The organism is Dermacoccus sp. UBA1591 (genome assembly GCF_002322065.1).
Lineage (GTDB): Bacteria > Actinomycetota > Actinomycetes > Actinomycetales > Dermatophilaceae > Dermacoccus > Dermacoccus nishinomiyaensis.
In genome coordinates this window covers 4,457-27,085 of record NZ_DCNR01000077.1, presented here as the reverse complement: position 1 = coordinate 27,085, position 22,629 = coordinate 4,457, and the positions used below count along the sequence as shown (strand labels likewise).

Below are 22,629 nucleotides of genomic sequence, written 5' to 3'. Positions count from 1 at the left end.
GTGCAGGCCATCGTCTTCGGCGCCGGCCACAGCGGGCGTCAGCTCGTGCGCGGTTTGCACCGCGACACCTCGGAGGGCACGCGGTACGTGCCCGCCGCGCTGCTCGACGACGACCCGGGCAAGCGCCGCTTGAACGTCGACGGCCTGCGCGTCACCGGCACGCGTGAGGCCATCGCACGCGAGGCGGAGCGCACCAACGCGAGCGCACTCATCATCGCGGCGTCCACGATGCAGGGCGAGGACGTGCGTGACGTCACCGAGCGCGCCCGTCAGGCCGGTCTCGACGTGCTGATCATGCCGCCGCTCAACGAGATGTTCCACTCGCCACGCGGCGCGGATCTGCGTCAGCTGAACCTCGAGGATCTGCTCGGGCGTCAGCGGATCGAGTTGGACCAGACGGCGATTCGTCAGTCGATCGCGGGCAAGCGCGTACTCGTCACGGGTGCGGGCGGTTCGATCGGTTCGGAGCTGTGCCGTCAGCTCGACAAATACGGCCCGGCAAAGCTCGTGCTGCTCGATCGCGACGAATCGGCGATGCACGCCGCACAGATGTCGATGACGGGTCGGGCGCTGCTCGACGACGGCACGCTCGCGCTGTGTGACATCCGTGACCCGCAGTCGCTCGCAACGGTGTTCGAGCGGGAGCAGCCGCAGGTCGTGTTTCACGCCGCGGCGCTCAAGCACCTCACGTTGCTCGAGCAGTTTCCGATCGAGGCGTGGAAGACGAACGTGCTCGGCACGCTCAACGTGCTCGAGGCGGCGCAGGCCGTCGGCGTCGAGACGTTCGTCAACGTCTCGACCGACAAGGCGGCGTGGCCGTCGTCGGTGCTCGGGTATTCGAAGCGTCTCGCGGAGCGTCTGACGGCGTCGTTCGCGAGCGCCGCTGACGACACGTATGTCAGTGTGCGATTCGGCAACGTCCTCGGTTCGCGCGGCTCGGTGATCACGGCGTTCACGGCGCAGATCGAGCGCGGTGGGCCGGTGACGGTGACGCACCCGGACGTCGAGCGGTTCTTCATGCTCATCCCGGAGGCGTGTCAGCTCGTGCTCCAGGCGTCGGCGATCGGCACGGACGGTGAGGTCATGGTGCTCGCCATGGGCAAGCCTGTGAAGATCGTCGACGTGGCGCGCACGCTCATCGAGATGGCGGGCACGCACGACATCGAGATCCAGTACACGGGGCTGCGCCCGGGCGAGAAGCTCTCGGAGCAGTTGTTCACGCCCGGCGAGGAGATCAAGACCTCCGAGCACCCGCTCGTCTCGCACGTCAACGTGCCGGCGATCGACCCGCAGCTCGTGCGCGCGCAGTACTTCGACACGGACGCCGACGCGCTCGCCTGGATGGTCGAGCACTCCGGCGGGCATCGCGATCACGACCCGAGCAAGGACATCGACATCACCGCGGAGGGGCCGATCCTCTCCCCCGATTCCGTCGCCGATCACCATGGTGGGGAGAACATCTGATGGCACGCATTCACCTGTCGAAGGCCACCGTCACCGAGCGCGAGGAGCAGCTCGTCGTCGAGGCGTTGCGCTCGGGGTGGGTTGCTCCCCTGGGCCCGATGGTCGACCGTTTCGAGGCGGAGATCGCCGAGCGCACCGGGGTCGCCGGCGCGTTGGCGCTCTCGTCGGGCACGGCTGCGTTGCACCTGGCGCTGCTGCACCACGGCGTCGGGGCCGGTGACGTCGTCGTCGTGCCGTCGATGACGTTTGCTGCCACGACGAACGCGATCGTCTACACGGGTGCGACGCCCGTGTTCGTCGATTCGCAGGCGAGTGACGCGAACGTCGATGTCGCGCTCATGATCGAGGCCGTCGACGCGCTGAGCGCGGGGGGTGAGAACGTCGCCGCGGTCGTCACGGTCGATCTGTACGGCCGTGCGGTCGACTACTCGACGCTCGTGCCCGCCCTCGCCGAGCGCGGCATTCCGCTCGTCGAGGATGCTGCGGAGGCGCTCGGTGCGAGTCTCGACGGCGCGGCGTGCGGGTCGTTCGGGTCGTGTGCGGCGATCTCGTTCAACGGCAACAAGATCATGACGACGTCCGGTGGCGGAATGTTGCTGAGCAACGACGCCGAGTTGTTGGCTCGCGCGCGTTACCTGTCGACGCAGGCTCGTCAGCCCGCGCCGTGGTACGAGCACACCGAGGTGGGGTACAACTACCGCATGTCGAACCTGCTCGCGGCGCTCGGCATCGGCCAGCTCGAGCGGCTCGACGCGATGATCGCGCGCCGCCGGGAGATTCGCGACCTGTACGCCGATGCGTTCGCCGATCTAGACGGCGTGCGCCTGCTCGGCCGGAGCGAGGGTGACGACGACCGCCACGACAACTGCTGGCTCACAGGTGCCATCGTCGACGGTCACGAGCCCGGTTTCATCGACCACGTCGTCGAGGGCTTCAACGCCGCCGACATCGAGGCGCGTCACCTGTGGAAGCCGATGCACATGCAGCCGATGTACGCCTCGGCGCGCACGTTCGGCGGCGACGTCGCCGCCGGGTTGTTCCACTCGGGTCTCAACCTGCCGTCGGGTGTCGACCTCAGCGACGACGACGTCGCGCGTGTCATCGCGGCGTTCCGTGAATTGGTGGCGCGCTGATGCGCCGTCAGGCCGTTCTCAAGCGGGCGATGGATCTGATGCTGACGGCTCCGGCGTTCGTCGTGTCGTTGCCGCTGCAGGCGGGCATCGCCGTCGCGGTGCGGGCGAAGCTCGGCCCACCGGTGCTGTTTCGCCAGGAGCGCCCGGGGCGTGACGGCAAGCCCTTTACGATGATCAAGTTCCGCACGATGCTGCCGGTCGACGAGTCGCGCGGGTGGGTCACGGACGACGACCGAATGACATCGTTCGGCGCCTTCCTCCGTTCGACCAGCCTCGACGAACTCCCGACGTTGTGGAACATCGTCAAGGGAGACATGTCGCTCGTCGGCCCACGCCCGCTGCTCATGGCGTACCTCGAGCGATACTCCCCCGAACAGGCGCGCCGCCACGAGGTGCGCCCGGGCCTGACGGGCCTCGCGCAGGTGAACGGTCGTAATGCCATCTCGTGGGAGGAGAAGTTCGCCTACGACGTGCGCTACGTCGACGAGCACAACTGGCGCATGGACCTAGACATCCTGCTCAAGACGGTTCTCGGTGTCGTTCGCCGTGAGGGCATTTCGGCCGATGGCGTCGTGACGATGCACGAGTTCATGGGCACCCCCCCACGCAGGCGGTCATGTTGACGCTTCCTATCGAATCCCTGTCGCTTTCCGCTTGCGCAATCCTCACCTTCGTCGCAGGTTCCGCGCTGAGGCGCCCTTCCACATTTGCCGCAACGACGATTCTCCACAACACTGTCTGGGCACTTTCCTTTGCCGTCATCGCGACGGGTATCATGAATTACAACCCCCTCTCAGCGAAGACTTGGTTACTAATCGTCCTCGGAATAGTGCTATTCAACATCGGAGCTTGGGCCGGGTCGCTGCCAGCCGCCAAAGCAATCTCCACAACAGAAAAAGATCGAAAACCGGGAACCTTCGGAGTATCCAAGGCCCTCTATGTCGCACTTCTCCTGGGCTTTACAGTCGGATTCGCCGTCTACCTGAAGACAATTTCATCACTCTTCGGCCTGTCATCTCTCATATCAAATCCAGAATCAATCCGCGCCGGAGAGTCGGCTGCCTACCTCTCGGCTTTTCCGCTCTACGGAAAAATACTCTTCTACCTCGGACCAATCTGCTTCATACTCACCTCCTTCACCAAATTCCTTTCCTTCCGCCTACGCTGGCCCACGCGCGTTACGGTCCTGTCCTACCTCGTAATTGCTCAAGCTGCCGCCCTCCAACGCACCAACCTCTTCGTGTGTTTAGCCTGGGCAGCAGGCGTTCTAATACTTCAGCGACTCGATACCAAGCCCGCGAGAGGACCGCGCCCGAAGGGGCGGATAATAGCCTTTGCGACGCTTGGACTTGTAGCACTCGCCATCTTCCAAGGGCTGTCGTCCGCGCTGGGCAAGAATGCCAGCGCGAACTACGCCGTCAGTTCCCACGTAGATCGGGAGTGGCGCGACAGTCCATACTTAACATCTTTTCATTACCTCTCGAGCGGGACGCCAGCCTTTAACGCACTGACGTCATCGAAAGATGACAGGTTTCCACCTCCTCCCTCCATGGGGAGATCCATCTACGGAGACTACAACCCCCTCCTCCTCGGAAAAGCAACGCTCGTCGGGCCGCTCAAGCTTGCACCAATAAGTCAGCCCTGGGAGGAGGTTTCCCCCTTCGTCAACATTCCAGAGCCCACCAACGTGTACACGTGGCTAGAACCTTGGTACCGAGATTTCCGCGCGCCAGGCGTGCTGCTCGGGTCATCGATAACCGGATTTATTATTTCAGTAATGACCCGACTACGAAATAGAGGCGGGGGTCATTACTTGATCGCCTCGTATCTTATCGGATTAACCCTCTTCGCGCCCTTTATTAACCGATACATGAGTGTCATGTCGCTCGTCATCTATGCGGTGGTTCCAAGTCTTGCTGCGGTATCTTCCTCTCGCAAAGAAGCACCGTCGTCGGAAACGAGCCCGCTCATCACTGGAAGACCAGGAACGTCCGACGTTCCACCAAAAGGCTTCGTCCACGGAGAAGTAAACAGAGCGCGCTCAGGACGTTCATCTTCCAAGACCAGCAAGAGCTCCACGTAGCGCAGCGGGCCAGGTGACAAGAGCCAGAGTCGAATAACTGAGCAAACTCGCCCAGGCCGCACCGCGCAGGTCAGAGGCGCTCTTAGGGCAGACAAGCTCGGCCCCCGGAATGGCTCATTCTTGTCGGTTGGGTCTTCTGCTGTTCAATTTGGGCCTACTCGGTGTGGTGGCCGTCCTCGTCGCTGCGCTCCTGTTCCTCAGCGCCTTCGTTCGCGTCGACCACGGCCGGGGTTGCTCTCCTGATCGCTAACGCCTCCAACCCCTACTTGCAGGCGGTCGGGCACGGCTGGGGTGTAGCTCTCATGGTCGGATCGGTTTGTGCTGCAGAGAAGGTAGGGCAGCGAAGCTCCCCACCGCCAGCACCGAATAGCTCATCACGCTCGCCCAAGCGGCTCCATTCGCCCCCACCCAAGGGATCAGTGCGAAGCACGCGACAGTGAGCGTCAAGGCGCCTGCGCCAGCCAGGCGAGCCGCGCCCCCTAGATTGCCCGTCCCGTTGATCACCGCCACGTTCAACTGATACAGGGCAAACGGAATCGCGCCGATGCCAAGAATCCGCAAGGAACCCACTGCACTGTGGTACTCCGCGCCGAGAGTGATGTCGATCAAGGCCGGCCCGGTGATCCACAGTGCGGCCGCACCTACGGCCGTCGCGCACCCCACTACCGCATGGCACTTGAGGAGATGGACCAGTGTGAGGCCTCGTGCGGCCTGCCGGAACAAGATCTGGGACGCGCCGGCCCCAAGGAGCGTCGGCGCCTCCGCCAGGGACGCGGCCGAGCCGTAGACACCCGCGCTGGCGCTACCGATCGACACTCCCAGAAACAGCCGGTCAGCGCGCAAGGTGTATTCCTGGCCGACGGTCGTGGCCAGTGCAGGAACGCTGAAACCCACCAGGCTCCTGAGGTCACCGCGTTCGTGTTCTGCGGCGTCCAAGTCACCGGGGAAGAGGTACGGGGTCTGGTACGCCACCTGAGCCAGAATGCCTACTGCCATCGCCGCGACAGCGACGTACACGTTCAGATGCCCTGCCAGGTGAGCGGCTGCAATTAGGCCGAGCTGGACGACGACGGAGCAGACCTCGCCGCGTACGGCTTCCTGGTGACGGCCCAGCCCGTGCAGCAATTCCCTGCGGAGATAGGCCCACAGCATCGAACAGGCGTAGGCCACGAACAGGACACAGACGCCCCAGTCCACGTGACCGTCCACCAACCACAGTGTCAAGCTGCCTGCGAGGGTGGCGGTTCCAGCCTGAGCAAGTAGCAATGGCCTGGTGGTACGCAGAACACCTCGGGGGGTCAGACGCGTTCCGTCCTCGTGCCCGACGAGAACACGCGCGCCCGTAGCGGTGCCCAGACTTCCTACCAGCATCAGGATGCTGCCCAGGAAGGTGACGATGACGACGATGCCCCGGTCAGCCGGCCCCAACCACCTGGCGCTGAGGAGAGCGAGAAGCATCGCTGTTCCCGACTGGAGGATCATGGTGCCCACGACACGCGTTTCGGGCCGCGCAGCGAGACCCCTAAGCATCAGGCATCACGCAGGCCTTCCACGTCTCCGCCCAGGCGCGGAAACTGTAGTGCTCCTCAACTGCATCTCGCGCCCTAGCACTGCGGGCAGCGCGACGGGTGTCGGACCCATCGAGCACCTCAGTCACGGCCTCATACCAGCTGTCTTCGCGCCCCACGGCGATCCCGTCGAGACGCTGCAGCGCAAGTTCGTTAGCGCCCACCGGGGAGCCGACAGCAGGGACGCCTGCGGCACCATACTGCAGAAGCTTGTACGCACACTTGCCCCGGGCGAAGAGCGTGTCTTGCAACGGGGCGAGAGCCACATCTGCCTGCGCCAACTCACCAACGGCCGTCGAGAACTGCCATGGAACGCGGTCCATCATGTTCTGCAGCGGTTCGAGGGCAGGATTGTGCTGAGCCGAGCTGACGAGGCGCAGCCGGGCACCTCGTCGTTCATGGAGTCGCAGCAGATCGTCGATGAGCGGCACGAGATACGCCTCCGTAGAAGCCGATCCCACCCAGATCATTCGTTCCGGTTCCTCACCTGCGGTACCCGTGGAAACCCGATAGTCACGGGGCTCCACGCATGACGGGATGAGCTCCACCCTCCGCGCGTGAGTCGCCGCCCACTCCGCGATGTACTGGCTACCTGCCACGAAGACGTCCGAGGCCGCAGCGGCTCGCTCGAACTTGGCGGCGCCCCCGAAGAGTCTCCGGTGTGGCGATGAGTCATGAAACAGGGCGTCATCCATGTCGAGCACGCCGTGCCTGGCCTCACGAAGGAGTCGCTCTTCGACCTGCCCCCGGCTCAGCGGTGAGGCCTCCCTGGAGATGAGTACGTTGTCGCGGCTGGAAGCGCGCTCGCGCAGGGACCGTTCGGCCCGGGCCACGGCGATGGGCCTGGAGGCCACGTCCTTGACGCCGGCCGTCGGCAAGCTCAGATATTGATGTGCGTCGGCATCCAGGCCCAGATGTTTCAGCCAGTCGTAGATTCGCACGCGCGTACTGCCGGCCTGGGGCGCATACGTGGAGTAGACGCTCAGTCTTGGTTTCACGGCAGACGCCTCACGTCACTGTTCGGTCGGCCTCGATAGATGCTGTCCAGACCGTCCCAGATCCGGTCAGATCGAAAGCGGGTACAGACGCGATGCATACCAGCGGTGGCAAGGCGCTGCCGGAGAGCGTGGCTGTTCACAAGTTGCTCGATTCTGTCCGCCAGCGCATCGGCGTCGCCGTAGTCCACCAAGAGACCGTCGACGGTGTCCTCCACCGCATCGACGGCGCCGGTCGCACGGGTGGTGATCACTGGCACACCTGCCGCATTCGCTTCGAGCACCACCAGCGGGTACCCTTCCCGTTTCGTCGGAAGGACGAGGACGTCCATCAGGGGCATGTACGTCATGGGCTCGTCCACCCACCCAGTGAGAGTGGCTGACACGCCAGAGGCGCGCAGGATCTCTTCAGCACCCTCGGCCTCGGCGTCACCGATGGCCAGCAACGCCACGTGGACCCCCTTGCCCCCCAGGGTCTTGAGCGCTGCGGCCAGTTGGGCGAGACCCTTGTCGTGCGTGAGTCGCCCCACGAAACCGACGACGAAAGCGTCACGTTCGATGCCAAGCGCGGCTCGTCGCGCAACCACATCGACAGCGTCGCAGACAGCACGAGCCGACTCACTGTCCAGTCCATTGCAGGACCCGTCGCCGATGAGGTACAGCGGCCGCTCGACGCCCGCGTCGCGCAGGCCTCGCCCCACCGAAGGACTCACCACGACGACGTGCGTCGCACACGCGATAGCGAGCTTCTCCATCGCCAGGAGTAGGCGACGCTGCCGCCCTTCTGCCCCCTCGAACCGAAGCCCGTGAACGACATATACCCGGCGCGGTACACGCATGACCGTGGCCGCCAGGCCTCCCAGCAGGCCCGCTTTTGGCGTACCGAGGTTGATGACCGCCGGACGCCATCGACCAAGCCGAACCACCCATTGGGCCAGCGCCGTCAGATCTCGCAGGGGCGAGATCTCCCGAGACATACCAATCGCCCCGCGGTCGACGCACTCGCGCGCAGCCACCGCTTCGAGGTAGTCGTCGTCGTCTGCCACGGCCATGACGTTCCAGCCGCGCTCGCGCATTCCGTTCAGTTGCCCTGGGTAGAAGGCCCACAGACTGAGTCCAGACGTGGTTCCGTACACAAGGCGGCGGTCACGCCGATCGACCCGCCTTGCCCGGCGGTCAGAAAGCCTCACTCATACTCCTTGATTCCTCACACGACAGCGGAGCGCAATGCGGGTCGAGCAACACCGTGGGTTCGTCTCCCGCGTCCCGACACGAGACTAGCGGCAGAGGACGACCGCCCTGAAGGCCGTGCAGTGCACACGAAGCGAACTCGAGAGCCACCACGCCTACCGCGCGGGCACTCCCTTGACCACCGCACCCTCGGGAACGTGCTTGACCACGCACGACCCGGCGCCAACTGTCGCCCCCCTACCGACGTCGAGCCCCTGCAGGAGCGCGCAGTGCGTACCCAAGAGCACATCATCTCCAATCGCCACATCGCCTGAGACGGCCACGAGGGGATTTATCGAGACGAAGTCGCCGGTCACAACATCGTGGCCGATCGTCGAGTTCAGGTTGACATGGTTCGAGTAGCCGATTCGGACGTTGGTCGTGATCCGCACTCCAGCGCAAATCACCGCCGCCTCACCTACCACCACGTCAGCCCCGATAGACGAAGCCGGGTGGATGAGGGAGGCCGGGGCCCACCCAGCGTCCATGAACCGTTTGTCGATTGCCCTCCGGACGTCTGAGCGTCCTACGGCGACGACAAAGTGAGCTGGCGGCAAGTCCTCCAGCACACGGTCTACGGTCCCGATGACGCTCGATTCGCGCCGCGATACGAGCGCAGCGTTGGCCGCAGAGGGCGCGTCATCGACGTAGCCCACAAGGTTCCACGTCGGCTCCACGGCATTGATGGCGCCCACCACATCGTGAACCTCACGACCGAACCCTCCGCAACCAACGATCACTAGGTCCTTCATGACTCTTCTTTCCTCCAGGATTTTGCGACAGTTGCTAGGCGGTCCGCGACCAACCCGAGAGCGTGCACGGTCTGCCGCTCCATCTGAGCGAACACCTCGGGGCCCGTCCTGAACGGGTCCACGATGTCCGCTTCGTCGTCCTCGGGTCGTGCGTGCACGAGGTGACGGCGCGCACCGGCGGCGGCGACGAGCTTGCTCACCACCGTGCGTCCGCGGGCAGCGTCCACCTCCTGCGGCTGCACGTCGGCGACGAGGTCGGCGAAGTCCACGAGCGCGAACGTCTTGCGCAAACCCAGGGGCGCCTCCTGCACCACGGCGCGACGGTGCGCGCGCGTCGCGGTGAGCACGAGATCGGCATCCTCGATCATGTCCACCGTGAGCTGACGCGCCCTGAACGCACTGGAGTCGACGCCCACGGCATCGAGCAACGCCACCGAGCCCGGGTCGACAGGACGTCCCACCAGCGCTCCGGTACCGGCACTCGCCACCTCGACGCCCACCTCACCGAGCTCGGCAGCGAGGCGCAGGTGAATGTACGGCGAACGACACACGTTGCCGGTGCAGACGACGAGTATCCGACCACCCGGCGCCGACGCGGACCCGTTCCTGTCCGCCGGCTGCGCACCGCGACCCACGGCCGACGCCCCCTCCTCGTCACGCCACATCCCGCCGAGACCGGGTGCGTCGGTCGGGAGCTCCAGACCGTGACGCGGCCGCGAAGCCCGAGTCGGCAGGTCGGCCCACGGGTCGAACGACTGCTGTGACGGCTCCTGCTCGTCCTCCCACCTGGATGGGCGCGAACGCGGCGCGTCGGCGAACGGGTCGAAGTCGTCGCTCACGCGTCTGCCTCTCGATGCTCGCCGCCCTCGCTCAGAGCCGCCGCCATGCGCTCCGGGCAGAGCTCGTGGACAAGCGGCACGACGTCGGCGATCGAGTCGCAGATGCGCGTCGGTACGAATGGGTAGCGGTCGACCTGGTCGGGCTTCGTCGACCCGGTCAGCACGAGGATGCTGCGCAACCCCGCCTCGAGGCCGCTGCGCACGTCCGTGTCGAGACGATCACCGATCATCACCGTCGACTCCGAGTGCGCGTCGATGCGGTTGAGCGCGCTGCGCATCATGAGCGGATTCGGCTTGCCGACGTAGTACGGCTTGACGCCCGTCGCCGCCGTGATGAGCGCCGCGATCGACCCCGTCGCCGGCAACGGCCCCTCCGTGCTCGGGCCCGTGACGTCCGGGTTCGTCGCGATGAACCGCGCCCCACCCTCGATGAGACGGATCGCGCGCGTGATCGCCGTGAACGAATACGTGCGCGTCTCCCCCAGCACGACGTAGTCGGGTTCGCGCTCCGTCATCGTGTAGCCGACGTTGTGGAGCGCCGTCGTCAGCCCCGCCTCACCGACGACGTACGCGCTGCCGCCAGCGCGCTGATCGGCGAGGAACTGCGCCGTCGCGAGCGCCGACGTCCAGATCGCCTCCTCCGGCACGTCGATGCCCGACGCGAGCAACCGCGCCCGTAGATCGCGCGGCGTGTAGATCGAGTTGTTCGTGAGCACGAGGAAGCGACGCCCCGTCTCCTGCAACGCTTGCAAGAACTCCGCAGCCCCCGGAATGGCGCGCTCCTCATGCACGAGAACGCCATCCATGTCCGTCAGCCAGCACTCCACTGCGTGGTGGTTGCTCATCCGCTCATCCTCACTGTCGTGCCGAATCGTTCAACCCATGATGCGACGAACGGCCGCCGCCACCGTCGCAAGCGCCGGATCGGCCTGCGCCGCCATCCTCGCAAAGACCTCGGGGCCCTGGCGGAACGGGTCGAGAATCTCCGCCTCGACGTCCGATCGAGTGCTGTGACGCTCGACGCTGCCCGCCGTCGAATTGGCGACGAACTCGCGCAGCCCGTCGACGCCCTTGGCTCGGGGTAGGGGCGCCTCGGCGCAGACGTCGGCGAAGTCGAGCAACGCGAAGATGCGCGACGCCGCCGTCGGCGCCTCTTCGACGAGGACGCGCCGATGCTCGCGCGACGCTGCCAGCACGAGGTCCGCCTCGCGCACGAGCGCGGGCGTCACCTGACGCGGACGGTAGCGCGCGCCGTCGAGGCCGCGCTCACGCAGGAGAACCTGCGTCCCCGATGACATCCTCTCGATGAGCAACGCGCCCGTCCCGGCGCCCTCGACGCGTGCCGGCAGGCCCGCCAGGTCGGCAGCCAGCACACGCTCGAAATACGGTGAGCGACAGACGTTTCCCGTGCACACGCCGAGGATGGTGAAGGTCTCGCGATCATCCCCGGTGGCCAGGCTGTCGACCTCATGGCCCGCCTGCTGAGGGCGAACCGGCGCCGGCCCAGCATCGAGGCTGAGCGAAACGTCCGGGCGGGCTCGCGCTGCCTCACGCTCGCGCTTCGCGGCCTGCACCTGCGCGAGCCGTCGCTGATCGGAGCGCGTGCGGAACATGCCCCACTGCCCGGGCGTGACGGGCTCGACGGCCTCGTCAGCCTGTGCCGGTTCGCCCGACGACGCGGCGTCGCGCGGTTCGCTCACGTCACTCCCCCGTCGTCTCGAGCGCGGCGAGGTCGTAGTCGACGACGACCGCCGCGTGGTCGCTCCACCGCTGATCGTAGGCTGCGGCGCGCCCGATCCACGGTTCGCGGGCGACAGCGGCGAGCGCCGGGCTCGCGAACTGGTAGTCGATGCGCCATCCGGAGTCGTTGTCGAACGCCTTTCCCCGCCACGACCACCACGAGTACGGGCCCGGCACGTCGCCGTGACTGGCGCGCACGACGTCGACCCAGCCGTTCTGGGTGAGCCGCGTCAGGTACGCCTGCTCGTCCTCGAGAAACCCGGCCTTGCCACGGTTTCCCTTCCAGTTCTTGAGGTCGTTCGCCGTGTGCGCGACGTTGAAATCGCCCATGACGAGCGCCGGACGATCGACGAGCTGCGCCATCCGCGCCTCGAGCGCGTCGAGGAAGGCGTACTTCGCAGTCTGCTTGTCGGTGCCCGCCTCGCCGGTATGCACGTAGACGCTCGCGATCGTGACGGCGCGACCGCCGACGACGACGTCAGCCTCCACCCAGCGGCCGATCTCGTCGAAGCCGTCGATGACGCTGCTCGACGACGCGAGCGCATGCTTCGTCAGGATGGCGACGCCCTCACGGCCCGCAGCGGCCGACTCGGCGTGCGCGAGTTCGTACTCGGCGAGGGCCGAACCGTCGAGTGCGGTCGCGAACTGCTTCGCCGACGCGCGCACCTCCTGCATCGCGACGACGTCCGGCTCCTGCTGCGCCAACCACTCTAGACCCCCGCGACGCCGCGCTGCCCTGATGCCGTTGACGTTCGCCGTGATCACTCGCATGGGCTCATCGTTTCAAGGCCGGATGATCGTGTCGAACCCACCGACCGCAACCGCGCCCAGCCCGAAACCCTGCGTCCAAGTGCACCCCGGTGCATCTGGACGCAGGGAAGATGTCAGCTCGCGGGGGTGATCGTCGGGCGGCCGAGGGCGTGGACGGTGAAACCCGCCTCAGCCCACCGCTGCCGATCCAACGCATTCCGCCCATCGATGAGCACACGACCCGCGACCTGCTCAGCAACATCGGCCGGGTCGAGATCGCGATACACCTGCCACTCCGTCAACAACACGACCACCCGCGCCCCCACCAACGCCTCATCCACCGTGTCGACATAACCCGGCCCCGGACGCTGCGCCCGCGCCACAGCCAGTGCCTCCGGATCATGCACCCGCACATCCACACCCAACGCCACCAAACGCTCAGCCACGTCCAACGCCGGACTATCCCGAATATCATCCGAATTCGGCTTGAACGCCGCCCCCAACACCGCCACCGGCGCCCCCACGACGTCCTCACCCAATACGTCACGCACGAGCTCCACCACCCGCGAACGACGACGCACGTTCGTCGCATCCACCGTCCGCAAGAACTCCACCGACTCCGCCAGGCCGAGCTCCTCACCACGCGCCATGAACGCACGAATGTCCTTCGGCAAGCACCCCCCACCGAACCCGACACCCGCACCCAAGAACTTGCGCCCGATGCGCTCGTCATGCCCGATCGCATCCGCGAGCGCGACGACATCACCGCCGCTCGCCTCACACACCTCAGCCATCGCATTGATGAACGAGATCTTCGTCGCGAGGAACGCATTCGCGCTCACCTTGACCAACTCAGCCGTCGCGAAATTCGTCACCAACCGCGGCGTACCCGCCGCCAATGCCCGCGCATACACCTCATCCAGACGCGCGACATTCGCATCCGCGAACTCCCCCTCCACGCCGTACACGAACCGATCCGGCGTCAACGTGTCCTTCACCGCGAATCCCTCACGCAAGAACTCCGGATTCCAGATCAGACGCGCATCCACCCCGTCACACACGCCGGCCTGCAGCACCTCCAGCACGCGCGGCACCGTCCCCACCGGCACCGTCGACTTGCCCACCGCCACCGACCCCGCCTTCATGTGCGGCGCCAACGACGCGAACGCACCGAACACATAATCCGTGTTCGCCGCATACTCCCCCGGCTTCTGCGGCGTCCCCACACACACGAAATGCACATCAGCATCCGCCACATCAGCGATGGCCGTCGACCACCGCAACCGACCCGACGCCTGCGCACTCGCCAACAACTCCGGCAACCCCGGCTCGAAGATCGGACTACGCCCCGCCGCCAACGCCTCGATCTTCAACACATCCGTGTCGACACCCACCACGTCATGACCCAACTCAGCCATGCACGCCGCATGCACCGCACCCAGATAGCCCGTGCCGATCACCGAGATCTTCAAACCCATGCCGCAGATTCTAGGGTGCCGCCCCCTGCTGCGACGCTCATTTGCCGCGCGCGGCCCCCGTCACTGCGTCGTTGTTCGTCGCGCGTTCACCAGACGGCGCGCTCACGCACTCGTCGGTGCGCTTCGGCATCTCGGGTACGACGGCTGACGGCACCGGCCGCCGTCGACGATGCGACCTGAACCACACGCGCCCGACGACGAGTCCGGCCAGGCGCCCCACCGCGTCCGCACGCGGGCCGAGGATGCCGTGACCACGCGCCGCTCCCCTGAGGGGCCGCAGCACCCACCGTCCCCGATACGACGGAGACAGGCCCCACACGTCGTGCACCGCACACAGGCGAGCGTGATTGGACCCCGCCCCGACGGCGCGTCGCAGCGACGCCTCAGGGGGCTGGCGCACCCGATACGCGACGGCGACGTGCCCCGTCCGCGGCAGTGCCCGAGCCGCCGTTGGGCACGCAGGGCGAGGTCGTTGTCCTCGGCCTGGCTGCCGAACGTCTCGTCGAAACCACCCAATTCGAGTGCGAAACTGCGCCGCACACCGAACGAGCACCCGAGCAACACCGGGTACGTCCCCTGCGGCATCGGCGTCACCTGATCGGGTTGCGCGAGATCTCGCGGCAGTCACCCTGCGAGCGTCGCCCACACATCGCGGAGTGCACGATCCAGCTCGTCCTACGTGAACGGCGGCGCGCCGAGCACGCTCAGCTGCACGGCCAGGCTCGCGCTCGCCCCACGGACGGGGATGATGACGCTCACCTCGACCTCCGAGGGACGTGTCATCGGCTGCGACCTAACCGAGCTTGACGCCCGTGAAGGCGACGAAGGTGACGATCGCACCGAGCGCGTACAACGCGACGTCCGTGCCCCTCGAACGCACCTTGAGATCGGGCACGACACGCTCGGGGAAGACGGCGCGCATGATCGCCCCCAGCAGCGGACCCACGGCCATGAGGATGCCTCCGACGCGCACATGCCCGCCGAAGACGACGGCGAGGCCCAACGCGACCGGCAACACGACGACGAGCCACGGGACGCCGAGCTTGAAGTGACTCACCGACCCCGAGCCTCGGCCTCACGCTCGGCGGCCTCCACGACGTTCGTCAGCAGCAGCGCACGCGTCATCGGGCCGACGCCGCCGGGGTTCGGCGACATGAATCCGGCGACCTCCGCGACGTCCGGTGCGATGTCACCGGCCACCTTGCCGTCGACGCGGCTGACTCCGACGTCGAGCACTGCGGCACCCTGCTTGACCATGTCCTTCGTGATGAGCCCCGGCACACCGGCGGCGGCGACGATGACGTCCGCGTTCTTCGTGTGAGCCGCGAGATCCTTCGTGCCGGTGTGGCACAGGATGGCCGTCGCGTTCTCGCTGCGACGTGTGAGGATGAGACCGAGCGGGCGCCCCACCGTCAGCCCACGCCCGACGACGACGACCTCCGCACCGTTCAGCGACACGTCGTAACGGCGCAGCAGTTCGATGACGCCCATCGGCGTGCACGGCAGCGGCGCCTCCTCGCCGAGCACGAGCTTGCCGAGGTTGACCGGGTGCAGACCGTCGACGTCCTTCTCCGGCTTGACGCGTGAGAGCAGCGCGACCTCGTCGAGACCCGTCGGCTGCTGGATGAGGAAGCCCGTGCAGTTCTCGTCGTCGTTGAGCTCGTCGATGACGGCCTCGACCTCGGCCTGTGTCGCGGTGGCCGGCAGATCCTTGCGGATCGAGGTGATGCCGACCTCCGCGCAGTCCTTGTGCTTGGCGTTGACGTACCACTGCGAGCCTGGGTCATCGCCGACGAGCACCGTGCCGAGGCCCGGCGTGATGCCGCGCGCGTTCAACGCAGCGATGCGCTCACGCAGTTCGCCCTTGATCGTCGCGAGGGTGGCCTTGCCGTCGAGCGTCGTCGCAGTCATGGCCCCAATCCTGCCAGACGCCCCGGGCGCGGTCGGCGCTCACACCGGGGTGTGACGGGACGCTCGTGATCGACCTGGGCTCACGCGTACGGTCGTCGTATGACACGAGCGTGCCGAGCGGAAAGTGGCGTGGCGCGTTCCCGCGCTCGTGGCACTCGTCGTCGGGGTGTCGTCGTGGCGTTGTTCCTCGTCGTCGACCGCCGTTCGTCAGCCCCGGTCGCCGACGCGCCCTCACCCAGCCTGAGCGGACGCCCCGTGGTGGCCTTCGTCGGCGACAGCTACTCCGCCGGCTCGGAGGCGAGCTCACCGGACAAGCGATGGACCACCGTCCTGAGCGCTGAGCGCGGGTGGAACGAGATCAACGTCGCCGTGCCTGGCATGGGCTACGACGTGGGGCGTCCGACGCAGCACTACGCTTCCCAGGTCGCACGAGCCGCAGCGTCGAAGCCGGGCACGGTCATCATCTCCGGCCGATGGAACGACGTCGCCCGCGGCGTGCCGACGGCGACCATCGTCGAGGGCCTGCGCGAGACGCTCGCGGCGGTGAAGAAGCGTCCCCGAGGCGCGCGTCGTCGTCATCGCACTGATCGGACCGGCGAGTTCTCCCCCACCCGACCTCGTACGGCTGCGCGATGCCGCCGCACCCGTGGTGCGCAGCTCAGGTGCGACGTGGCTGGATCTCGACTTCCCGCTCACCGGTCACCCTGAGTGGATCAGCCCTGACGGCCTGCACCCCAACGACGCGGGCTACAAGCGCCTCGCCGAGCTCACGAACGCGCGTCTGAAGTAGCCCGTCGGCCACCGGAGCGTGCCGCCATGGCTGCCGCCGCAGCGGTGACGACCATGCCGACGACGGTGCGCACACCGACACCTTCGCGCGCCACCGGGTCGAGCAGGTCGATGACGAGCGCCGCGACGAGCTGCCCCATGATGCCCATGAGCCCGAGCACGAGCACGCTGATGTGCTCCGTCGCCCACGCCGACAACCCGATGAACGCGATGCCCAGCGGCGCACCGAGCCACGCCCACCAGGGAGCGTCGTGCGGCCACTGCCACTGCGTGAAGCCGAGGAGCACGCGCGCACCGGCGAACACCACGAGAGCGATCACGCCGACGAGGAAGTTCTGCAGCGTCGTCGCGTACGAACTACCTGCCCGCGCACTGACGCGCCCGTTGAGACCCTGCTGGAACTGCGTCATGACGCCCGCGATGATGACGGCGAGGGCCGGCAGGATCGCGATGCCACCCGGGACGTGCTGGCCGCTCACCGTGATGCCGACCCCGACGACGGCGAACGCTCCGGCGAGCGCGCGAGCGGGGGTGATCGGCGTGCGCCCCTTGGGGCCGGCACCGACGTGATCGGCGAGCAGCCCGCCGAGTGCCCGGCCACCGACGCTCGCGACGATGAAGACCGCTACCCCGAGGATGGCGACCGTGCTCGTCTGCACCGCCACGAACGCACCGCCGAGAACGCCGCCGAGGCACTCCCACCAGCGCAGACGCCCCGCCCGAATCGCGTCGACGAGCCGACCGGCGCCGCGGCGCAGGCTCGGCACGACGAGCGTCAGCACGAGCAGCGCGAGCCCCGAACCGAAGCTCCACACCGCCGCGACGAGCGGCTCGGACAACGGCTCACCGAGCGTCCCGTTGAAGCGCGCCTGCAACGACAGGCACGCCCCACCGAAGAACGCGGCAGTGAGGGCAAGCGCCTCGGAGGAGGCTCTGGCGTCACGCTTCATCGCAGGGCACCGCGACGATGGCAGGTTTGGCCGAAGATGGGGCCGACGTTCAGGCCATCTTGAGCCAAACCCGCCACCTGGGGGTTGTCGATCATAGGTGTCACTCAGTGCGCGAAGTGACGCGTACCGGTGAAGTACAGGGTGACGCCGGCCTTGTTCGCGGCGTCGATGACCTCGGCGTCACGAATGGACCCACCCGGCGCGACAACGGCCTGGACGCCCGCGTCGAGCAGGATCTGCAGGCCGTCGGCGAACGGGAAGAACGCGTCCGACGACGCCACCGAACCACGGGCCCGCTCGGCGCCCGCACGCGTCACGGCGAGGTTGCACGAGTCGACGCGGTTGACCTGGCCCATGCCGATACCGACCGACGCACCGTCCTTGGCGAGCAGAATCGCGTTCGACTTCACGGCGCGCACCGCACGCCACGCGAACTCGAGGTCACGCATCGTGGCCTCGTCCGCGGCCTCGCCGGCGACGAGCTGCCAGCGCTCGGGGTCGTCACCCGTGGTGCGACCGTCCTTGTCCTCGCCCTCTGCGTCGATCATGTCGCGCTCCTGCACGAGCAGACCGCCGCTGATCGGACGCATGTCGAAACCACCCGCAGTGGGCGCGGGCACGGTGACGAGGCGCAGGTTCTTCTTCGCGGTGAGTACCTCCAGGGCGTCGTCGTCGAACGCCGGCGCGACGACGACCTCGGTGAAGATGTCCTTCACCGTCTCGGCCATCGCCTTCGTCACCGGGCGGTTCGTCGCGATGATGCCGCCGAACGCGCTCGTCGAATCGCACTCGTGCGCCTTGCGGTGCACGCGTGCGATGTCGTCGCCGTCAGCCCCGACGGCGATGCCGCACGGGTTGGCGTGCTTGATGATGGCGACGGTCGGCGCGTCGCCGTGGTCGTACGCCGCACGGTAGGCGGCGTCGGCGTCGACGTAGTTGTTGTACGACATCGCCTTGCCGTGCAGCTGCTCCCCCTGGGCGATGCCGGCCTGACCTTCAGCGGTGTACAACGCCGCGCCCTGGTGCGGGTTCTCGCCGTAGCGCAGGCTCGCGGCCTTCGTGAACGTCGCGCCCATCCATTCGGGGAACTGATCGCCCGTCGCCTCGTCGTCCGAACCTGCGAGGTTCTCCCCCATCCACGTCGCGACGGCGACGTCGTACGACGCGGTGTGGACGAACGCCTCACGTGCGAGCTCGGTGCGCTGCTGCAGCGTGAAGCCGCCACCGTTGACGGCGGTGATGACGTCGTCATAGCGCGACGGGTCGGTGACGATCGCGACGGTGGGGTGGTTCTTCGCGGCCGCGCGCACCATCGTCGGGCCGCCGATGTCGATCTGTTCGACGCACTCGTCGATGCTCGCGCCGGACGCGACGGTCTCGGCGAACGGGTACAGGTTGACGACGACGAGGTCGAACGGTGCGACGCCGAGCTCACGCAGCTGCGCCAGGTGGTCGTCCTTGCGCGAGTCGGCGAGGATGCCCGCGTGCACCTTGGGGTGCAGCGTCTTGACGCGACCCTCGAGGCACTCGGGAAAACCGGTCAGCTCCTCGACGGGCGTCACCGGGATGCCGAGACCGGCGATGAGCTTGCTCGAACCACCGGTCGAGACGATCTCGACGCCGGCGTCGGCCAGGGCGCGTGCCAACTCCTCCAGACCCGTCTTGTCGTACACCGAGACGAGGGCCCGCTTGATGGGGCGCAAACCGTCACTCATTGATCAAAACCGTCCTGCCGTTGATGGACCAACCACGTGCGAACCTGCGGACGACGTCCACAAGCATGTCGCGCTCCTCGACCTTGATGCGTTCGTGGAGCGAGTCTTCGTCGTCATCGGCGCGCACCTCGACGGCGCGCTGCGCGATGATCGGGCCCGTGTCGACGCCGGCGTCGACGACGTGACACGTCGTACCCGTGATCTTGACGCCGTGGGCAAGGGCATCCCGCACACCGTGCGCGCCGGGGAAGCTCGGCAGCAGCGCCGGATGCGTGTTGATGACGGTGTGGCGCGCGAGCGTCGTCGCACCCAAGATCTTCATGAAGCCGGCCGAGACGACGAGGTGCGGCGGCGCATCGGGGTCGTCCGAGTCGTCGTCGAAGCTGCGCTCGATGGCGTCGGCGAGCGCCTCGTCCCAGGCGTCGCGGTCGGCGAAATGGGCGGTGTCGACGACGAACGTCGGGATGCCTGCGAGCATCGCGCGCTCGAGACCGGCGCACTCGCGGTCGGCACCGACGGCGACGATCGTGAACGGCGAGCGCTGACCGCGAGCGGCCGCGTCGGCCTCTGCGTCGATGAGCGCCTGCAGCAGCGAACCGCTGCCGGAGACGAGGACGACGACCTCGAGCGGTCGGGTGTCGGGGCGCAGCTGCGGCGTGGCACTCACGTGCATAACCCTACCGACCGTGCTTGACGAAGCAGCGACTGCGAACCCGGTAATCCTGAGGGGTGGAAAGCTGCACGCGCCCGCTCGTGAGGCACGGCTGCGACCTGCTGTGATGGGCGCAGCATTTCATGCTTCATATCGGCTCGACTCGGCCTATGCCGAGTACGCATCGCACGAGACAGGAGACGACCTCGAGCATGTTCGGAGCAATCGGGCGCGCCGCGATCAGCGCGAACGGCGTCGCTCGAACGACGAACACGCGGCAGGCTCACAGCGGTGACGATGCACCGGGGCCCGATCTACAGGTGCGACCTCGGCCACGGGGAGAAACCCTGGCCCGTCGCCTCGAACAACGCCCGTGACACCCATCTGCGCAGTGCTCTCGTCGTGCGCGTCACGACCTCGACGAAGCCGCCGCTGCCGAGCATCGTCCCGATCGAGCTCAGCGGCGCGAGTCGCGCGGGCCAAGAACTCCTCGGCAGCGTCCTCTGCGACGACATCGAGGTGCTCGACGACGACCACCACGTGCGCCCCGGGAGCGGGTTACCACCGCACATCATGCAGCGCGTCGATGCTGCCCCCACGGTGGCTCTGGCCCTCACGTGACCAGGCGATGATGCCGAGGACGCCACGCGGGGCTCAGTTGAAGAAGAACCTCTCGACCTCGTTGGGGTTCTGGCTGTAGGAGCTCTCGCAGGATTCGCGCGCCTGGTTGGTGTTGGCGCCCCACAGGCACTCTTGATAGCTCTTCGTGCGTTCGTAGTGCACGAGCGGCGCGGCCGTCATGGCGAGCAGGAGAGCCGTGAGCACGAGGCCGACGAGGTTCGGCCCGAACGCACCCGCGACGCCGGCGCGGCGCACGTCGCGCAGGTAGCGGATGCCGTAGAAGAGCGACAACGCCAACGGGATGGCGGCCAGGCCCGACGCGGGCAGCGGCAGCCACGACAGCAGGAACCCGAGCAGCAGATACCGCAGCGACAGGACGTTGTTGCGCAGACCGGGCGGCAGCTGGGGCATCTCACTCACAGCACTCCCAACGATCGAGAACGACGATTTGATCCCGCCGCGCGGGCCACGTGCATCGCGTCACTTCTGGTGGCTCGAACGCCAATGACGCGCCGCCGCCGTCGCGAGCGCGGGCAGCACGAGCAGTAGCGGCGCGACGAGCCACGCCTGCCACGACGGGCCGGCGTACTCGAGCAGCCCCCGCGACACCGAAGCCGTCGAGAACCACCACAGCAGCCACATCGTCACCGTCGTGACGGCGGCGGCGCTCGCCGCGACCGTCAGCTTCGCACGTAGACTCGCGAACCGGGTGAGTGCCCGGCCCGAGGCCCAGCCGATGAAGACGCCGACGCCGATGGGCACGGCGAGCGCCGCCCAGGCCCACGGCCCGACGTGGTCGGGCAGCGCCCCGAGGACGGGGACCATCGGCAGGGTGCCGGGCGTCATCCCGGAGTGGCCGATGCTGACGGCACCCGCCTCGAACGGCGCGCCCGTCGTCCACCCCGCCATGTGGGCGAGAAGGTTGGGCAGGGCCATCACCTGCCCCAGCACGAGCAGGCAGCCGCCAACGACGCCGGGCGCGAGCGCTTGGTGAACCGCCCACACACGCGGCGCATGCCAGGCGATGAGCACGACGAGCAGCAGCAGCGACAGCGCGGCGAACAGGCCGGCGCCGCGCAGGCCCGCAGACAGCGAACGGCGCAACAGCAGCGGGGTGGCCTCGACGACGACCTCGTCGAACGCCGCGAGTTCGGGCGAGTGCTTGCGTTCGTGCCAGGCCGTCCACGCCACGCCGAGCGCGGCCACGAGCGCCGGGCCCACGATGAGCGACCACCAGTGGATGTGGCTGTGGCCGAGCCCCGCGACGATGCCGAGCACCTGTGCCGCGACCACGTATCCCCCGACGTACGCGAGCATGATGGCGCGCAGGTCCGCGGCGCGCAGCCGTTCGTCGGGGAACGCAGCGCGCGCGCCGAAGCAAGCGGCGAGCACGCAACCGAGCGTCAGCAGCAGCGGGCTGAAGACGACCGTGATGCCGTCGACGACGACGTGCCCGCGATGTGCGAGCGCCCACAGGTCGATGGCGACGCCGAGTGTGTCGTTCCACGACGACGTCGACTGTGCATCGAGCGTCCATGCGGCGAAGACCGGGACCATGAGGACGATGAGTGACGCGAGCGCCGCGACGATGCCGTACCCGAAGGCGAGCGGGACGTGCGGGCGCCCGGCCGGTCGCGATTCGTTCGTCGAGCGACCATTCGCCCCGGTGCGCGCCGCATCTCGTTGAGACGGTCCTGTCGAACCTCGTGACGCCGAGTCACGAGACGCTGCGCTCTGTCGCGGCGGGCGGGAGCCGCCACCCACGCCGTCACGGGCACCCGCGCGCGCGGGTGAACTGCCGCCCGCACGCTGCGGGCGCTGCGGTCGAGGGCGTTTGTTCGCCGGAGACGAGGCGGACGAAGAACTGCGGGGGCGACGATCACTCATGGCCCGGCCATCCTCTCAGGCCGCGCTGGGCCGATGCTCGAGGCTCGCCGCAGGAACGACTGATCCCGCCAC

Annotated in this window: 23 protein-coding genes; 7 read left to right on the top strand and 16 right to left on the bottom strand. The window is 67.4% G+C overall.

All coding sequences use genetic code 11. The annotated features are described in order from the left end of the window. The 4 genes from B2284_RS07970 to B2284_RS07955 form a co-directional block, all read left to right on the top strand. A partial coding sequence (locus B2284_RS07970) for a polysaccharide biosynthesis protein (RefSeq protein WP_286697360.1) occupies nt 1-1,464 on the top strand: 1,464 nt, incomplete at its 5' end. Beyond that, the gene (locus B2284_RS07965; protein ID WP_136788747.1) at nt 1,464-2,597 is read left to right on the top strand and encodes a DegT/DnrJ/EryC1/StrS family aminotransferase; all 1,134 of its coding nucleotides are present in this window, start codon (nt 1,464-1,466) and stop codon (nt 2,595-2,597) included. The genes B2284_RS07970 and B2284_RS07965, both read left to right, overlap by 1 nt. Then, a complete protein-coding gene (locus B2284_RS07960) occupies nt 2,597-3,220 on the top strand; it encodes a sugar transferase (RefSeq protein WP_136788748.1) in 624 nt (207 codons plus the stop codon). The genes B2284_RS07965 and B2284_RS07960 overlap by 1 nt, the downstream gene beginning before the upstream one ends. After that, entirely contained in the window at nt 3,214-4,680 is a 1,467-nt protein-coding gene (locus B2284_RS07955; protein WP_136788749.1) for an O-antigen polymerase, read from the top strand. Before B2284_RS07960 ends, B2284_RS07955 begins: the two co-directional genes overlap by 7 nt. Nucleotides 4,681-4,980: 300 nt before the next feature. On the opposite strand, the gene B2284_RS07950 is transcribed toward B2284_RS07955, so the two are convergent. The 11 genes from B2284_RS07950 to B2284_RS07900 form a co-directional block, all read right to left on the bottom strand. Next, nucleotides 4,981-6,171 carry a lipopolysaccharide biosynthesis protein gene (locus tag B2284_RS07950; RefSeq protein WP_170957266.1) on the bottom strand — a complete coding sequence of 397 codons (1,191 nt, stop codon included), beginning with the start codon at nt 6,169-6,171 and terminating at the stop codon, nt 4,981-4,983. A gap of 31 nt (nt 6,172-6,202) precedes the next feature. Next, complete coding sequence (locus B2284_RS07945) at nt 6,203-7,189, bottom strand: glycosyltransferase (RefSeq protein ID WP_136788751.1); 987 nt, start codon at nt 7,187-7,189, stop codon at nt 6,203-6,205. A gap of 53 nt (nt 7,190-7,242) precedes the next feature. Next, entirely contained in the window at nt 7,243-8,433 is a 1,191-nt protein-coding gene (locus B2284_RS07940; protein ID WP_286697359.1) for a glycosyltransferase family 4 protein, read from the bottom strand. Nucleotides 8,434-8,589: 156 nt separating this feature from the next. Then, on the bottom strand, nt 8,590-9,225 hold the full coding sequence (locus B2284_RS07935; protein ID WP_136788753.1) for a NeuD/PglB/VioB family sugar acetyltransferase: 636 nt from the start codon (nt 9,223-9,225) through the stop codon (nt 8,590-8,592). Further along, nucleotides 9,222-10,064, bottom strand: a complete 843-nt coding sequence (locus B2284_RS07930) for an arsenate reductase/protein-tyrosine-phosphatase family protein (protein ID WP_136788754.1) — start codon at nt 10,062-10,064, stop codon at nt 9,222-9,224. Before B2284_RS07930 ends, B2284_RS07935 begins: the two co-directional genes overlap by 4 nt. Further along, entirely contained in the window at nt 10,061-10,909 is an 849-nt protein-coding gene (locus B2284_RS07925) for an HAD-IIA family hydrolase (protein WP_136788755.1), read from the bottom strand. Before B2284_RS07925 ends, B2284_RS07930 begins: the two co-directional genes overlap by 4 nt. Before the next feature lie 30 nt (nt 10,910-10,939). Continuing rightward, complete coding sequence (locus B2284_RS07920; RefSeq protein WP_136788756.1) at nt 10,940-11,764, bottom strand: arsenate reductase/protein-tyrosine-phosphatase family protein; 825 nt, start codon at nt 11,762-11,764, stop codon at nt 10,940-10,942. Nucleotide 11,765: 1 nt separating this feature from the next. Further along, nucleotides 11,766-12,575 (bottom strand): exodeoxyribonuclease III, encoded by an 810-nt coding sequence (locus B2284_RS07915; protein WP_136788757.1) that lies wholly within the window; start codon nt 12,573-12,575, stop codon nt 11,766-11,768. A 113-nt stretch (nt 12,576-12,688) separates the two neighbouring features. Then, nucleotides 12,689-14,032 carry a UDP-glucose dehydrogenase family protein gene (locus B2284_RS07910; RefSeq protein ID WP_136788758.1) on the bottom strand — a complete coding sequence of 448 codons (1,344 nt, stop codon included), beginning with the start codon at nt 14,030-14,032 and terminating at the stop codon, nt 12,689-12,691. Between the two features lie 793 nt (nt 14,033-14,825). Continuing rightward, entirely contained in the window at nt 14,826-15,089 is a 264-nt protein-coding gene (locus tag B2284_RS07905) for a DUF3017 domain-containing protein (RefSeq protein WP_038569071.1), read from the bottom strand. Beyond that, a complete protein-coding gene (locus B2284_RS07900) occupies nt 15,086-15,943 on the bottom strand; it encodes a bifunctional methylenetetrahydrofolate dehydrogenase/methenyltetrahydrofolate cyclohydrolase (protein WP_286697358.1) in 858 nt (285 codons plus the stop codon). The genes B2284_RS07905 and B2284_RS07900 overlap by 4 nt, the downstream gene beginning before the upstream one ends. A 174-nt stretch (nt 15,944-16,117) precedes the next feature. Here B2284_RS07900 and B2284_RS07895 point away from each other — a divergent pair, with 174 nt between their 5' ends. Together B2284_RS07895 and B2284_RS14565 are read left to right on the top strand one after the other, a co-directional pair. Next, entirely contained in the window at nt 16,118-16,651 is a 534-nt protein-coding gene (locus tag B2284_RS07895) for an SGNH/GDSL hydrolase family protein (RefSeq protein WP_286697357.1), read from the top strand. Then, nucleotides 16,590-16,733 carry a hypothetical protein gene (locus B2284_RS14565; RefSeq protein WP_476728569.1) on the top strand — a complete coding sequence of 48 codons (144 nt, stop codon included), beginning with the start codon at nt 16,590-16,592 and terminating at the stop codon, nt 16,731-16,733. Before B2284_RS07895 ends, B2284_RS14565 begins: the two co-directional genes overlap by 62 nt. Here the strand turns inward: B2284_RS14565 and B2284_RS07890 are convergent. From B2284_RS07890 to purN, 3 genes are all read right to left on the bottom strand, one after another. Further along, nucleotides 16,711-17,682, bottom strand: coding sequence for a DMT family transporter (locus B2284_RS07890; RefSeq protein ID WP_144708382.1), 972 nt, complete (start codon nt 17,680-17,682; stop codon nt 16,711-16,713). The genes B2284_RS14565 and B2284_RS07890 overlap by 23 nt on opposite strands. Nucleotides 17,683-17,786: 104 nt before the next feature. After that, on the bottom strand, nt 17,787-19,397 hold the full coding sequence (gene purH, locus B2284_RS07885; protein WP_062257938.1) for a bifunctional phosphoribosylaminoimidazolecarboxamide formyltransferase/IMP cyclohydrolase: 1,611 nt from the start codon (nt 19,395-19,397) through the stop codon (nt 17,787-17,789). Next, the gene (gene purN, locus B2284_RS07880) at nt 19,390-20,070 is read right to left on the bottom strand and encodes a phosphoribosylglycinamide formyltransferase (RefSeq protein ID WP_062257936.1); all 681 of its coding nucleotides are present in this window, start codon (nt 20,068-20,070) and stop codon (nt 19,390-19,392) included. Before purN ends, purH begins: the two co-directional genes overlap by 8 nt. Nucleotides 20,071-20,346: 276 nt before the next feature. On the opposite strand from purN, the gene B2284_RS07875 reads away from it, so the two are divergent. Then, nucleotides 20,347-20,670, top strand: coding sequence for a type II toxin-antitoxin system PemK/MazF family toxin (locus tag B2284_RS07875; RefSeq protein WP_349676090.1), 324 nt, complete (start codon nt 20,347-20,349; stop codon nt 20,668-20,670). A 33-nt stretch (nt 20,671-20,703) separates the two neighbouring features. Here the strand turns inward: B2284_RS07875 and B2284_RS07870 are convergent, their stop codons facing one another. Then, entirely contained in the window at nt 20,704-21,090 is a 387-nt protein-coding gene (locus B2284_RS07870) for a hypothetical protein (protein ID WP_156444967.1), read from the bottom strand. 60 nt (nt 21,091-21,150) lie between these two features. After that, the gene (locus B2284_RS07865) at nt 21,151-22,227 is read right to left on the bottom strand and encodes a cell division protein PerM (protein WP_062257925.1); all 1,077 of its coding nucleotides are present in this window, start codon (nt 22,225-22,227) and stop codon (nt 21,151-21,153) included. Between the last annotated feature and the right edge of the window lie 402 nt (nt 22,228-22,629).

What these genes read in the sequence shown, in the direction of transcription:
- B2284_RS07965 (WP_136788747.1), top strand. Translation starts at nt 1,464, where the DNA reads ATGGCACGCATTCACCTGTCGAAGGCCACCGTCACCGAGCGCGAGGAG.
- B2284_RS07960 (WP_136788748.1), top strand. Translation starts at nt 2,597, where the DNA reads ATGCGCCGTCAGGCCGTTCTCAAGCGGGCGATGGATCTGATGCTGACG.
- B2284_RS07955 (WP_136788749.1), top strand. Translation starts at nt 3,214, where the DNA reads ATGTTGACGCTTCCTATCGAATCCCTGTCGCTTTCCGCTTGCGCAATC.
- B2284_RS07935 (WP_136788753.1), bottom strand. Translation starts at nt 9,225, where the DNA reads ATGAAGGACCTAGTGATCGTTGGTTGCGGAGGGTTCGGTCGTGAGGTT.
- B2284_RS07925 (WP_136788755.1), bottom strand. Translation starts at nt 10,909, where the DNA reads ATGAGCAACCACCACGCAGTGGAGTGCTGGCTGACGGACATGGATGGC.
- B2284_RS07915 (WP_136788757.1), bottom strand. Translation starts at nt 12,575, where the DNA reads ATGCGAGTGATCACGGCGAACGTCAACGGCATCAGGGCAGCGCGGCGT.
- B2284_RS07910 (WP_136788758.1), bottom strand. Translation starts at nt 14,032, where the DNA reads ATGGGTTTGAAGATCTCGGTGATCGGCACGGGCTATCTGGGTGCGGTG.
- B2284_RS07900 (WP_286697358.1), bottom strand. Translation starts at nt 15,943, where the DNA reads ATGACTGCGACGACGCTCGACGGCAAGGCCACCCTCGCGACGATCAAG.
- B2284_RS07890 (WP_144708382.1), bottom strand. Translation starts at nt 17,682, where the DNA reads ATGAAGCGTGACGCCAGAGCCTCCTCCGAGGCGCTTGCCCTCACTGCC.
- purH (WP_062257938.1), bottom strand. Translation starts at nt 19,397, where the DNA reads ATGAGTGACGGTTTGCGCCCCATCAAGCGGGCCCTCGTCTCGGTGTAC.
- purN (WP_062257936.1), bottom strand. Translation starts at nt 20,070, where the DNA reads ATGCACGTGAGTGCCACGCCGCAGCTGCGCCCCGACACCCGACCGCTC.
- B2284_RS07875 (WP_349676090.1), top strand. Translation starts at nt 20,347, where the DNA reads ATGCACCGGGGCCCGATCTACAGGTGCGACCTCGGCCACGGGGAGAAA.
- B2284_RS07865 (WP_062257925.1), bottom strand. Translation starts at nt 22,227, where the DNA reads ATGGTCCCGGTCTTCGCCGCATGGACGCTCGATGCACAGTCGACGTCG.